Source organism: Mesorhizobium sp. M3A.F.Ca.ET.175.01.1.1, assembly GCF_004791945.1.
Lineage (GTDB): Bacteria > Pseudomonadota > Alphaproteobacteria > Rhizobiales > Rhizobiaceae > Mesorhizobium.
In genome coordinates, this window is the sequence record NZ_SRTP01000010.1 from 77,442 (window position 1) to 90,465 (window position 13,024).

General features: G+C 59.9%; 12 protein-coding genes and 1 pseudogene. 1 reads left to right on the top strand and 12 read right to left on the bottom strand.

Translation table 11 applies throughout. The annotated features are described in order from the left end of the window. Nucleotides 1–309: 309 nt before the first annotated feature. From EN818_RS21580 to EN818_RS33745, 12 genes and pseudogenes are all read right to left on the bottom strand, one after another. Nucleotides 310–1,179, bottom strand: coding sequence for an ABC transporter ATP-binding protein (locus tag EN818_RS21580; protein ID WP_135905196.1), 870 nt, complete (start codon nucleotides 1,177–1,179; stop codon nucleotides 310–312). Beyond that, a complete protein-coding gene (locus EN818_RS21585) occupies nucleotides 1,176–2,000 on the bottom strand; it encodes an ABC transporter permease (protein ID WP_135905198.1) in 825 nt (274 codons plus the stop codon). Before EN818_RS21585 ends, EN818_RS21580 begins: the two co-directional genes overlap by 4 nt. Continuing rightward, nucleotides 1,997–2,839 (bottom strand): ABC transporter permease, encoded by an 843-nt coding sequence (locus EN818_RS21590; protein WP_245518847.1) that lies wholly within the window; start codon nucleotides 2,837–2,839, stop codon nucleotides 1,997–1,999. Before EN818_RS21590 ends, EN818_RS21585 begins: the two co-directional genes overlap by 4 nt. Before the next feature lies 1 nt (nucleotide 2,840). Continuing rightward, the gene (locus EN818_RS21595; protein WP_135905200.1) at nucleotides 2,841–3,932 is read right to left on the bottom strand and encodes an ABC transporter substrate-binding protein; all 1,092 of its coding nucleotides are present in this window, start codon (nucleotides 3,930–3,932) and stop codon (nucleotides 2,841–2,843) included. A gap of 28 nt (nucleotides 3,933–3,960) precedes the next feature. Beyond that, nucleotides 3,961–4,890 (bottom strand): TauD/TfdA family dioxygenase, encoded by a 930-nt coding sequence (locus EN818_RS21600; protein ID WP_135905202.1) that lies wholly within the window; start codon nucleotides 4,888–4,890, stop codon nucleotides 3,961–3,963. 70 nt (nucleotides 4,891–4,960) lie between these two features. After that, nucleotides 4,961–6,286 carry an LLM class flavin-dependent oxidoreductase gene (locus tag EN818_RS21605; protein ID WP_135905403.1) on the bottom strand — a complete coding sequence of 442 codons (1,326 nt, stop codon included), beginning with the start codon at nucleotides 6,284–6,286 and terminating at the stop codon, nucleotides 4,961–4,963. A 167-nt stretch (nucleotides 6,287–6,453) separates the two neighbouring features. Beyond that, the gene (msuE, locus tag EN818_RS21610) at nucleotides 6,454–7,011 is read right to left on the bottom strand and encodes an FMN reductase (protein WP_127420309.1); all 558 of its coding nucleotides are present in this window, start codon (nucleotides 7,009–7,011) and stop codon (nucleotides 6,454–6,456) included. Nucleotides 7,012–7,548: 537 nt separating this feature from the next. Continuing rightward, nucleotides 7,549–7,794, bottom strand: a pseudogene (locus EN818_RS33740) (hypothetical protein); the annotation flags it as partial. A 364-nt stretch (nucleotides 7,795–8,158) separates the two neighbouring features. Beyond that, nucleotides 8,159–9,313, bottom strand: coding sequence for a porin (locus tag EN818_RS21620; protein ID WP_135905204.1), 1,155 nt, complete (start codon nucleotides 9,311–9,313; stop codon nucleotides 8,159–8,161). Between the two features lie 657 nt (nucleotides 9,314–9,970). Then, entirely contained in the window at nucleotides 9,971–10,669 is a 699-nt protein-coding gene (locus tag EN818_RS21625) for an antitoxin Xre/MbcA/ParS toxin-binding domain-containing protein (protein ID WP_135905206.1), read from the bottom strand. Nucleotides 10,670–11,141: 472 nt separating this feature from the next. Beyond that, nucleotides 11,142–11,582 (bottom strand): MucR family transcriptional regulator, encoded by a 441-nt coding sequence (locus tag EN818_RS21630; protein ID WP_135905208.1) that lies wholly within the window; start codon nucleotides 11,580–11,582, stop codon nucleotides 11,142–11,144. 217 nt (nucleotides 11,583–11,799) lie between these two features. Next, nucleotides 11,800–12,087: a PilZ domain-containing protein gene (locus EN818_RS33745; protein WP_135905405.1), complete on the bottom strand. Its 288-nt coding sequence runs from the start codon at nucleotides 12,085–12,087 to the stop codon at nucleotides 11,800–11,802. A 713-nt stretch (nucleotides 12,088–12,800) separates the two neighbouring features. Between EN818_RS33745 and EN818_RS21640 the strand changes: the two genes are divergently transcribed. Further along, the gene (locus EN818_RS21640; protein ID WP_135905211.1) at nucleotides 12,801–13,016 is read left to right on the top strand and encodes a hypothetical protein; all 216 of its coding nucleotides are present in this window, start codon (nucleotides 12,801–12,803) and stop codon (nucleotides 13,014–13,016) included. Nucleotides 13,017–13,024: the final 8 nt, after the last annotated feature.

The window sequence follows — 13,024 nt, forward strand, 5'->3', positions numbered from 1 at the left end:
GTGATTTTGGTGTAATTAGCTTAGCGCCATTCAGTGAACGAATGTGTCCCCTTCGCTGAACGGCTACTTTCGGATCTGCACCTTAGTCGAGAGCGACCGAAACGAGCGCACAGGGCCTTCCTTGCGTAGCCGACATGACAGGCGAGGGGATACTTTGCCCCGGCTTTCTCCCTTGGGCTTGTGAGTGAGTGTCGAGGGACTCTCGGCAGCCCCCACCCTTCAACGGTCATGAACTCGGGAATTTATGGCCTCCGGCTTGCGACGGAACGAACAAGGGCAGTTGCTGGCCGGGACTGCGACCCTCCCTGTTCAGCGAGGGTGAGAGCCGCTTTGAGAGGTGCCGGCGGTCAGGCGCTGCGGCGAACTTCGGCGGCAGCATCGTTTCCGGTTTCGCGACACGCCGAGGCGGAACAACACCTCGTCGCGAAGGGCAATGAAATTCGGATCGGAGCGGTCGCGGGAGACTGCGTCGGTGACGGGTAGGATCGTGGCGATCCGCCCGGGATGGGGATGCATGACGACGATCCGATCTCCAAGGTAGACTGCTTCATCGACGTCGTGCGTGACGAGCACGGCGGTCGTGCCCTCGTTGCGGACGATTCTTTGAAGTTCGTCCTGCAGGCGCAGCCGGGTCAGAGCGTCGAGGGCCCCGAAGGGCTCGTCGAGCAGCAGAAAGCGCGGCTTGGTGACAAGCGCCCGGGCGATCGCCACACGCTGCGCCATGCCGCCGGACAATTGGGCAGGATAGGCTTTGGCAAATTGCTCGAGGCCGACGAGATGCAGATGGTCGCGAACCAGTTGGCCCCGCTCAGCCGCGGCCAACCCGCTTTGGCGCAGCGCCGCCGCCACATTGGCCTCGACATTGAGCCAGGGCAAGAGCCTGTGCTCCTGAAAAACGATCGAGCGATCGAGACCCGGCCGTTCCACCCTTTGTCCATCGACCCGGATCTCGCCGTCATAATCAGTGTCGAGGCCGAGGACCAGCCGCAGCAAAGTGGACTTGCCGCACCCCGACGATCCCACGATGCTGACGAACTCGCCCTCGCCGACTGCAAGATGGACATGCGACAGGGCCTGGACCTGTCGGCCGGCGACCCTGAACCTCTTGCTGACGTCAGCAATCTCCAAAGCGTGGTTTTGGCCACGTCCCCGTTCGGGCGTGGCGACAGGGTCGCTCATGGGATCCTCCAGCGCAAAAGGCGATGCTCCAGGGCGCCGGCGACGACATTGAAGACCACGCCGACGCCACCGAGCAGCAGAATGCACAGCAACAGTAGATCCATTTGGAACAGGTGCTGGCCCTCGTTCATGCGCCCGCCGAGACCGGGTGCGATGTTGAGCAGAAGCTCGGCGCCCACCGTAGCGGTCCAGGCGTAAATCAGCGCCGAATGCAGGCCCGTGAAGATTTGCGGCAGCGCACCCGGGATGGCGATGATCCAGGCAAAGTCGAACCAGCCGAAGGTCAGGACGTCGGCAAGCTCGCGATAGCTCCGCGGAATGCCGGACACTCCCTGCCAGGTGTTGATCAGGGCCGGCTGAAACGCCGCGAGCGCGATGAAGACGACCTTGCCGGCCTCGCCGCCACCGAACCACATCGAGATGAGAGGAACCCAAGCGAACAGGGCGATCTGACGGTGTACCAGCAGCACCGGCCGGAGCAGGCGTTCAATTATGCGGGAAAACCCGATCGCCAAACCAAGCGTGATCCCGGCCACACTGCCACAGGCGAAACCAATCAGGTCGCGCTCCAGGCTCGCCAGTAGATTGAAGCCAAGGCCGCCGTCGCCAAACTCTGCAATGCCACGGGCCACCACCGCTTCGAGCGGCGGCACAAAACGCGCGTCAGCAAGGCCGGCGTGCGCGAGCAACTCCCAAATCGCGAGCAGCGTAATGGGTAAGGCAAGCGGTCGCAGATGTCGGCCGATAAAGCGGAAGGGCGGTGGGGCGATAGGAACGCCGTGCGACAGCCGCTCCAGGCCCATAATCGTGATCAGGCTCATCGTGGGGTCTCCGGACGCCAGCGTTGCAGATGGTTTTCGGCAAGCGTGAGCAGGCCATGGATCACCAATCCTATGAGGCCGACGACGATCATGGCCGAAAGAACGAGTTCCAATTGAAAGAGCTGACGGCCATAGGCCATCAGGTATCCGAGTCCTTCGAACGATGCGATGAGTTCTACCGCAACCAGGGTCTGCCAGCCGTTGGCAAGGCCTTCGCGCAGCCCTGTGAAGATTGACGGCACGGCGGAAGGCAGCACGATCGTCGTAAGTTTCGACCATCGGCTGAACGAAAGGACGCGGCCAAGCTCCACATAGGCTTCCGGAACGTCGCGCACGCCTTGGCAGGTGTTCAGTACGACTGGAATGAAGGCTGACCAGCCGATGACGATGATCTTCAGGCCTTCGTCGATCCCGACTATCAGGATGATGATCGGCATCCAGCCGAGGGTCGGGACCTGGCTGAGGGCCAGGAACAGCGGATCGACGAAGTCGCGAAGGGTCTTTGACAGGCCAACCGCGGTGCCAAACACCAGGCCCGCCAGCGCGCCCGCAGCAAATCCCTCCGCAACGCGCGCAAGGCTGGTGACCGTGCTGGAAAGCAGCGAGCCGTCCTGGATGCCATCCAACAAAGTGTCGAACACGACCCAGGGCGGCGGCAGGATCTGCTCCGGCAATTGGCCTAGGAGAGCTGCCACCGTCCAAGCCGTCAAAAGGCCCAGCGGCACCACCAGGCCAAGACCCAGGATGCCGGCAGCCGGGAGCATGCGGCGCCGATTGGGAGCAAAACCGGCGATGCTGTTCCCATCGCCAGTCTGGGCCGCGCGCTGGCCGGCGCCCATCTTAGTTGCTCGCCGCTTTGGTGTGTTCGACTTCGCCCTCGGTCGCTTTCTGGCCTTTCGCGTCGAAGGTGGACCAGTAGTTCTCGAGCTTCAGGTCCACCAGGGCCTGCTTGAGGTACTTGGTCTCGAACCAGCTGTCGATGTCGACGTCCTTCTTGATCAAGCCGTAGTCTTTGGCGCGCGCCGCCTGATCTTTGTAGCGCGCGATAATGAAGTCATCGACGACAGGCGACAGGCGGTGGGCCAGACGCTCGTCTTTGAAATCGCCTTCGAAGCTTTCGACCGGCAGGCCTGCTTTCGACCAAAGCTCGAAGACTGCCTGGCGATTAGCCTCATCCGAGCCGAAGCGCGCGCCCTTGACAAAGGCGCGCACGACCTTGGCGGTGAACTCTGGGTGGGCCTTCTCGAACTCCGCGGTGACGAGGAGCCCCGCGTTGCGCCCGAGGGTCGGGTCGTCGTTCTTAGTCGAGTAGATAATCTTGACCGCGCCGCGTTTGGCGAGGTCCAGATATTCCGAGCCGCCGAAGGAAGCCTCGACATTGCCCGAGATGAGCGCGGCCGTGGCGGAATTCGAGTCGAGACTGACGAAGCGGATATCTTTTTCGGCGAGGCCGTGCTTTTCGAGGACGCGGTCGGTGGCGATCTGCAAATTGGTGCCTCGGAACTGCGCCACCTTATGGCCCTTCAGGTCCTCCACCGTCTTGAGCTGCGAATCCGGGGGTACGGCGAGATAAAGCGCATCGTGGCTCCCGGCCGAAGCCAGATATTTCGTCTGAAGGCCGCGCGAGCGGCCGACGATCGAAGGCAGATCGCCGAGGCCGGCAGCGAAATCAAGTTGGCCGGCGGCGAGCGACTCGTTGAGAGCCGGGCCGGCGCCGCGGAAGAACGTCCATGTGATCTTTGTGTCGGGCACGTCCTTGAACTCGGCCTCGACAAGCTTCTGCACATTGGCCACGGCGACATAGTCGCCATAGGCATAGGGCCGGTCGTCGATGCCAGTTCCGGGATAACCGATGCGGATGAGGGTCTCGGCCGACGCGGGACCGGTGGCGAGAAGGCCGCCGATCAGGGCTGCGATATGCGCGAATTTCATGAGTGAGGATCCTAGCTGGAGGGAAGGGTCAGGCGGCGCGGGTGACGGCGTCGCGAACTAGCTTCTTACGGGTGACGCTGTGGCGGCCGTCGACGCTCACCGGTACGTCGCCGTCGAGAGTGGTGCGGCGCACGACACGGGCGCTGTCGCCATAGTCGTTGACGGCGTAATGCTGGGTGGCACGGTTGTCCCAAATGGCGACGTCGTTCGCTCGCCAGCGCCAGCGCACCGTGTTTTCGATGCGCAGGACATGAGACTGGAGGAGGGCGTAGAGCTGCTCGGAATCGCTCTTCGAATAGCCGACGAAACGCTGCACGAAGGAGCCGAGTATGAGTGAGCGCTCGCCGGTTTCCGGATGGACGCGCACCACGGGATGGTCGGTCTCGTAGACGGTGGAAGCAAAGACCTCTTCATAGTGGCGGCGATCGGCCTCGCTCGCATGCGGGCGCTGTGCGGCATAGTCATAGGCATTGCTGTGGGTTGCCCACAGCTGTTCGGCGGTCGCCTTGAGTGCCGGTGGCAGGCTGTCGTAGGCGGCCACTGTGTTGGACCAAACCGTGTCACCGCCGACCTCGGGGATAGTCACACCGCGCAGGATCGAGATTTTGGGATAGGCATCGACGAAGGTAACGTCTGTGTGCCAGGCATCGGCGCGACCACCGCGCGACGAGTCAAGTTCAAGGATCGAGGTCGTGCCATTGCGTACATGCTCGGTTGGATGTGGAACAAGATTGCCGAGGCGCTTGGAAAAACGCTCCTGCTCGGTATCGGTGAGCTGGTCCTGGTCGCGGAAGAAGATCACCTTGTGCTGCAGCAGGGCTGCATTGATGGCTGCTATCGTTTCGTCGGAGAGGTCGCCCGAGAGCTTGAAGTCGGCGATCTCGGCGCCAATCCGCGCAGCGACCGGTTTGATCGTCAGCGCGGATAAGGCCGGGCGAGGTTGGGTTGATGTGGTCATGGGGGACTGCTCCTTGGTTGGGCCGCCGGCGTGGCTCGGCCCTTTGCCGGTTGGTTGATCGGGACTTCGGTTATTCGGCCGCCTGGCTGCCCGGCTCGCGGTGAGGGGCCCGATGAGCGGGGTGCTTCAGGCCGAGGTTCTCGCGAAGGGTGCGGCCCTCATATTCGGTGCGGAACAGGCCGCGGCGGCGCAGCTCCGGGATGACCAACTCAATGAAATCGTCGAGCCCGCCGGGCACGGTCGGCGGCATGATGTTGAATCCGTCGGCGCCGCCCTTGTTAAAGCGCTCTTCGAGTTCGTTCGCGATGGTCTCGGCCGTCCCGACGAGCTGCCAATGGCCGCGCGCCCCGGCGATGGTCTCGTAGAGCTGACGGATGCTGAGATTTTCTCGCCGCGCAAGATCGATGATCAATTGCTGGCGGCTCTTGCCCCGCTCGGTCTCGCTCAGGTCGGGCAACGGCCCGTCGAGCGGATAGGCGGAAAGATCGATACCACCGGAGAGGTTCGACAGCAGCTCCAGCCCGACGTCGGGATGGATCAGCGACTGGATCTGCTCGAATTTTTCGCGGGCCTCGGCTTCGCTTCGCCCGACCACTGGAAAGACGCCCGGCATAATCTTCAAATCATCGGGATGGCGGCCATACCTCTCAAGCCGTCCCTTGAGGTCGGCATAGAAGCTCTGCGCCTCCGGGAGCGTCCGCTGGGCGGTGAAGACAACCTCCGCGGTGCGGGCCGCCAACTCCTTGCCCGCCTCGGAAGAGCCGGCCTGGACGACGACCGGGTGACCCTGCGGCGAGCGCGAGACCGTCAGCGGTCCGCGCACCCGGAAATGGCGTCCGCGGTGCCCCAGGATATGCAGTTTCTTGCGGTCGAAGAAGAGGCCGCTATGCTTGTCGCGCAGGAAGGCATCATCTTCCCAGCTGTTCCATAGGCCGAGCACGACATCGGCGAACTCTTCCGCTCGTGCGTAGCGGTCCTGATGCGCGAACTGGCTGATGTTGCCAAAATTCTCCAATTCGAGCGGATTGGACGAGGTCACGAGGTTCCAGCCGGCCCTGCCGGCGCTGATCTGATCGAGCGAGGCGAATTTGCGGGCCAGGTTGAACGGCTCATTGAATGTGGTGGAGGCTGTTGCCACCAGGCCGATCCGCTCTGTCACGACGGCAAGTGCCGACAGCAGCGTCAGAGGCTCGAAGCCAACGGCCCATTCGTCGGTCCGGGAGAGGGATTTGAGATCATCCGTATGGGCCGCGACTCCATCCGCCAGGAAGATCAGGTCGAACTTCGCGCGTTCTGCCGCCTGGGCAAACGCGATGCGCTGCGTGAGGCTCGTCGTCGCATCCGCGGCGGTGTCCGGGTGGCGCCATGCCGCCACATGGTGGCCAGCTGGATACATGAAGGCGCCAAGCCGCAGCTTCCCAACCTTGCTCACCTTCAGTCTCCTTTTCAGCAACGATGACAATTCACGAGGAGCACGGCGCTTTACCGGAGCGGACGATCGGCTTGGATTTCGGCGGCGTGGCTACCAAGTTGCCAGCGCCGTCCTTTTCGGCCGCACAATGCCTAGGCGGCCAGGCTGACGTTGCCCGTCTCTGCGACCAGCCGACACGCTTCGAATATGGCTTGTTCCGTGCGGTTGCGGATGGCTTCGGATATGATGACGCCATCGGCAAAGTCCCGGTCGGACGCGTAGATGCCTGTCGGGATGGTCAATGCCTCGAAGAAGCCGAAGAGCGGCCGAAGCTGATGTTCCACGACGAGGGAATGACGTTCTCCGCCTCCAGTCGCCGCAAGGATAATTGGCTTTCCTTTAAGCGAGGATGGCTCCAGCAGATCGAAGAAATGCTTGAACAATCCAGTGTAGCTGCCTTTGAACGTCGGCGAGCCGACCACCAGGACAGCGGCGCTCGACAATTGCTCGACGATGTTTCTGGCCGATGGATCAAGGTCGCCAAGCCGCTTGGAGTGCGCAAAGGAAGGACCTAAATCCTGGATGTCGAAAGTAGCTGATGATGCGCCAATCTTCTTCGCTACTTGTCCGACTATGTGGTCAACAAACCCCCTTGTCTTTGAAGGGCGAGTAAGATTGCCCGATATTCCTAACACTAACTTGCTCGACATTTGCCGGCTCCCTCATAACGGTCTGTGTCACCAAACTCTATCGACTTGGTCGAATTAAGCGAGGGAGCAGATTTCAAAAAGAAGCCGCCAATCGGATGGAGTTTGCGGAACGTCGGCTATAATGGGGTCATTCGATGCTGAGCGGAAGCATCGGGTGGGCCCCTTCCGCTCAACCAATTCGACACTTTACGCAGGCACATGTTCAGCGTGATTGGCATAAGAGCAGGTCGGATCTCGATCAGGAGGCCGTTACGCGGCCTCTCTTTGTTGTTCTTCGACCGGCAGACCACATGGTGGCGACGCGACGGCACGCTGCCGGCGATCGTGCTGGGAAAACGAGTAGCCGTGCGGCATGGAATGACGGTAGTGCTGCATCCGCCACCAAGCCGGCCAACGTTTCCCGCGAAATTCCGTCCAGCAGGTTTTGGAGATCTGGTCGTTCAACCGCCTACTGGCCGAGCTCCTTGCCGAACCGCGGCCGATAGCTGAATGGCTATAAAAGGAAAGAATGCGACCCCGATAGATTGCCGTCTTGCATTACTGATCCCCGCTGGCTGCCCAATTGTCAGTCGCGGACCTGACTCGATGTGATGACAGTTCGGCGATCGCCTTTTGTGGTTGGCTGAATGTGTTATCCGGGCGCGGCAGACCGAAATGGTCCCTCAGCGTTGCCCCCTCATAGTCGTGCCGGAAAAGTCCGCGCCGGCGCAAGATCGGCACCACCTCCTCGGCGAACACGTCGAACCCGCCCTGCAGATAGGGCGGCATGACGTTGAAGCCGTCCCCATCCTCCATCGCTGCGCCGGCGGCGTTGGATCAGTTGTTGGAGATGATTGCTCGTTCCTCGTCGATGTGATGGTAACCGAGACGCTACGTTACCCTGAGCGCCAGGCGCTTCTTGCCCCTGCAATAATCTTTCTGGCCAAAATGGCGCGGCGAGAGCGGCGGGATCGGGACGATTGCTAGGGGTGCGAAGGGCGCCTCTTCAAGGGCGCCCTTCGCATCGGCCGGCATGCTGGGTCATGGGGGGCGAAGACCTAACTACCGCCGATCTGTTTTCTGTATCCCATTAGCCAGCGCAGGCTGGGTTGGGAAGCCACCGCGTACGCATTCGCGTGCTGCCAACGCTGTGGTTCAGGGGTGATCGTTAGAATGAACGCTGGAAGCGGAGGATGCCCCCAATGTTGTTTTTCTTGTCGGCTTTAGTCCAATTGGTCACGGTGTCATTGCCGACGTGCAAGTAGTCGACTTCGGCCGTGACCTTGAAGCCCTTGACGATTTCATAGGCAATATTGGCTGCGACTCCGAAGTTCTTGCCTTCGTCATAAGACAGCTGGGTGTTGAACGAGGTCTTCTCGTTGATGGTATACGTACCACCGCCCCAGACTGCCCAGTTGCCGCTCCACTGCTTGTAGAAGCCGCGACCGTGAGCATCGATGACGTTGCCCGCATCATCGTTGAGGTTGTCGTCGGTGCCGTAGCCGCCCATGATGAACAATGACAAGTTGTCTATCGGCTTGACGTCCAGACGAACTTTGCCGGCCACTTCTTCGTAGTTGCTGTCGTAGGCGACGACGCCGCTGATCGCGCCCCAGCCCTGTGTGTACTTCACGCCGCCGACCACGTGCGGAACATAGCTGTCGATCGTGCCAACAGTGCCGGATCCCTCTTCGAGCGAAGCCACCGCCGAAAAGCCGTTGCCGGCGTCGAAGTAATACTGGACGACGTTGGTGTCGAAATCGCCATAGGGAACCAGCGTGTCATTGATGACGTTGCCGGCATAGCCGATGAATGTATCGAAGGCCGATTCGTCCTTACCGACACGCAGGCCGCCGAGCTGGATCCAGGCGAAGTTCAGCGTAACGCCCTTGTTGACGGCGGGGTTGTCGGTGACGACGCCCCTTACGACGGATGCTGTAGCGTTGCGGTTGCCGAAGTTGAAGCGGGTCTCGGTGTAGGTCTTCAGAGTCCCGAGTTCGGTTTCCTGGCCGGTCCAGGTCCTCAGCGAGAAACGGGCATTCTTCTTCCAGGTGTCCTGGATGGAGCCGTCCTGGTGATCGACGTTCTTAGCACCATCGAACGACCCGATGTCGCCACCGGCGATGTCGTAACGGACATAGCCGCCGATGCGCAGGCAGGTTTCGGTGCCGGGAATGTAGAAGTAGCCAGCGCCGTAGACGTCGCAGATCTTGACGTACTCAGCGGGCTCCGGCTCGGCGACGGTCACCGCATCGGCGGCGCGGGCACCGGAAACTGCGATCAGGGCCGCAGCTGAGCCGAGAAGAAGGCTCTTGATGTTCATTTTTCAGATCTCCAGACAAAAGTTAAAACGGGTTTGATTTCTTTGCTGAAGGGCAGCGTTGCCACCCCATCCCCAACTATTGAAAAAGAAGCGCATCGCGCCGCCCTTTCGCCCCCGACATGGCCTAACCCGCGGCGTCGTTCAACAGAGATTGTCTTCGAAGCAGGCCTTTTGGAATCTTATGAAAGTATTGTTGCGCAAATATCACGTTTTCTACATGAAAATGGCACATATTAAACAACTGGCACGAGTGAAACACGAATTTAGATTTGAACTATATATTCACTAAACCGATTTAGAGGACTTTATGAAGAATATCATGTTGGGCGGAAAAGGGATTCGCACTCTGCGCGCTCACCTTTCAAGAAACCCGAGGCATTGCCGCCATCCGACTGACCAGCGCACTGACCAGCGCTAAGAGAGCGCCTATCTCTTTAGAGCCATCTGTCCGAAGCTCGGGATTGTGCGGCGTTGGCGCTGCCGTTCGCCGACACGCCCCATATCGGCCACCATACCAGAAAGAGGCGCTCAGTGCAGGATGGGATCGTGCCAGCTTACACGATGCCAAGGCTGAAGGTGCCGTGGAACATCACGTTGAACTTCCTGTTCTTGCGTGTGCCGGAAGCTGCAGCGACGGCATAGGCCCGGGGAAGAAGCTCAAGTCGATGAAAATTTGCGGGCAGCCGACACGACGTCACATACCATGTCCTGCTTGAGCACCTCGATCGGAATGCGTCCGTGGAGTTGCGGCGAAGGGCGCGTCAGCCAGAACCACGCCAGCCGTGGATTCCCGATTGCCGACATCACTTCGCTAATCCCCGATGCCGGTCTGCCGTCGACGAACTGGGCGAGCGGGAAGACATGTTTGCGGCCGCCCTTGCGCAAGGCAATAACCTCATTGCGCCTTTGCCAGCGATGCAGCGTCGAGCGCGGTATGCGGAAATGCTCTTCCAGAAAGGTCGATCCGGCGACTTCGCCCGCCCAGTCCTCAATCAGCGCCGATTGCAGATCGTTTGTCCGCTTCGCTGATGAGGGTGCTGCGATTGCTGGCATCGCGCCATCATCCGCGCGATTGGCACCGGCGGAGCCGCCGCGTGCGAACTCCCCCAATCTCCGGAAGAATTCCGGGGCGAGCGCAGCGCATTCGCCCTTGAAAGAGCCGATCGCGAGTCGCTTTGCTTGTGGAAGGAAGGGGACGGAGGCGGCGAGGCTGCCGGCGATGGCGCTGACTGAAACCAGAGTTTGTGTGTCGAGAACAATGCCGTGCTGGATCAGGGCCTGTTGCACGGCTTCCGCCACCAGGTCTGCCAAGGCATCCTGCGAGACCCCGTCTGTTCGATTTTGAAATCTGGTCATGTAACTGTCTTGCGCGCCCCTCGCTCCCGTCACCGGCTGCGGCCGAGATTTGAATGGCTACAGCGGGAAGCGAAAATGGCAGCAGCGGATGCAGCGACCCGACAGGTTGCTGTCTTGCATTTTGACATCCCCAACTGACTGTCAAGGCGTCCCGAAATGTCAGTCACGGGACGCACCGGTTTTTCGTTTAGGTGCGAATTGTGACGGCTGCGCGACAGGGGCGGCCGAATAAGCCTTCGTTCGAGGGAACGACCAAGGTTACCAACAAAAAGGGCCGCATCCGCAGCCCTTTTTTACCAAATTATATTGCTTTACGGTATATATTTTCTCACTACGCGAGAGAAACGAGAAACGCCGTCTTCTCTTATGACTTTCCTTTTTCTGACGAGGTGCGCCAATCGTGACGGGCGACGATGTGATTGCGGTGATCCTTTGCTCGGGTCCAAAGCTCCGACCTAGTCTTGTCCATGCCTTAGGCCTTCGCCTTGCGCCTCGAGGAAGACTTTTTGACTGGAGCCGCCTTTCTCCCCAAGCCTAGCGATTTCGCGAGTGCTGATCTGGCTGCCGAGTAATTCGGGGCGACCATGGGATAATCTTTTGCCAATCCCCATTTCGTCCGGTATTCATCAGGCGTCAGGCCGTGTCTGACTGAAAGGTGGCGCTTAAGTGACTTGTATTTCTGACCGTCTTCCAGGCTGATGATATAATCCGGGTAAATCGACTTTTTGGGATTAACTGCCGGCTTTAGGCTAGGCGCTTCAGGCGGAGTTGCATTTCCAATATTAGACAATGCCGAATTCACACTAGCGATCAAATCCGGCAATCCAGATGCCGGCACCGGGTTCTTCTGGACATAAGCGGAAACGATATCAGCAGTAAGTTCGATGAGACTATTGCCTGATTCCAGGGACATCTTTGTTCTCCTCAATTCCCCCCAGATTCCCATACCCGCCAAATCCGGAATGTGCAATATGCGAATATTCTGGCTAAGAGCTCTACACGCGCAATTTCGCAGCGTTCGCGACTTTCTACTGAGGATAGGTCACGTCGTGGTCTACGTCGCACGGTTGAGGGTGCAAAGAATCCTGTTTCCATTATTTGGCTGGAATAGGCTCAAGCCGGTCGCACACTCAACCGTAGTGCCAATGTGGCTTAGGCTCTGTGCCCAAGAACATAACTCCGAGCTTGTCCCCTCGGCGCCACTGGACCACCGCCTTATAACCTACCCCATCAGTCGGGATGTAAAGAAGGAAATCATTTGGAACGCGCGCGTCAATTGACACTTGCAGCTCCGCGCCTTGCGAATGCATGTTGCGAACGGTGCACTTGACTTCCGAATTTGAAATGCCTGTGAGAATGGACGCTCCTTTGAGAACGCGCCGACGCCGCTGCTCCCTGGATTCTTTTCCCCCATGCATAGAACACCCATCAAGGTAAGATCGGCTCACGTCCTCCCACAGCCAGCCTGCGCAGCCGGAGGTCACCTCGCGAAATACCGGGTAACATTACTGTCGTCGGGTAGCAATGACCGAAAGAGACGCTAGTATTACAGTTGCATTGTGAGTGGCATTACTCACTTCCTGTTCCGCGCGCGGAATCGAAAAGGATATTTCGATTGACGGCAATCTCGTCTCGCACGGGATGACGAACGTATTCTTGCCTTGCCTCGCCTAATCGCGATTTTAAGCCTGCACCATGCCTGCAGCATGGCCCAGCAGACTGCCGGAGCTTCTCATTCCCGGTTGCACCTCCTTCGAACCGCATCGGGCCGCAGGTATGCATCTCACGACAACCGGGACCGGGAGGGGCGGCCTGATCGACGCGCAGCTCCATGGCTATACGTGGCAGCTGCTCCATGGCGAAACCTTCATTTCCTGGGCTCGTTGTCGTCTGATGTGACGCTCTGGCGTCAAGCCGGCTTGACGTTCTGCCCTTGTCTGTCGGCTAACGGCCTTTCCTGGTGCTGTCTTGCCCGGAGCTGATGACGTTCCTTTTATCCGGCCCAGCCGTCTTTTCCTGTTCCTGCCCGCTCCATTCGCTGCGCTCCCGTGTTGGGGACAAGCCGGCTCAGTGCGCCGTCTCCTTTGGAACCGTCCTCCGGGACAGAAACCAGCAACCAAAGGAAAAGACCATGACCAACAGACGTAACTCCGAAACGAAACCCGAGCCGAAATCGCCGCTCTACCACGCCTATACCGTACGCGACGGCAAGGAAGGCCAAAAGGGCTTCTGGACCCGCATCGGCTCCTTCTTCGCCCACGACGACGGCGAGGGCGGCACGCTCCTCCTCGAGGCCTTGCCCATCGACGGCCGCGTTGTCCTCCGTGCACCGAAGTCCGACGAGTAGGGGGGCGG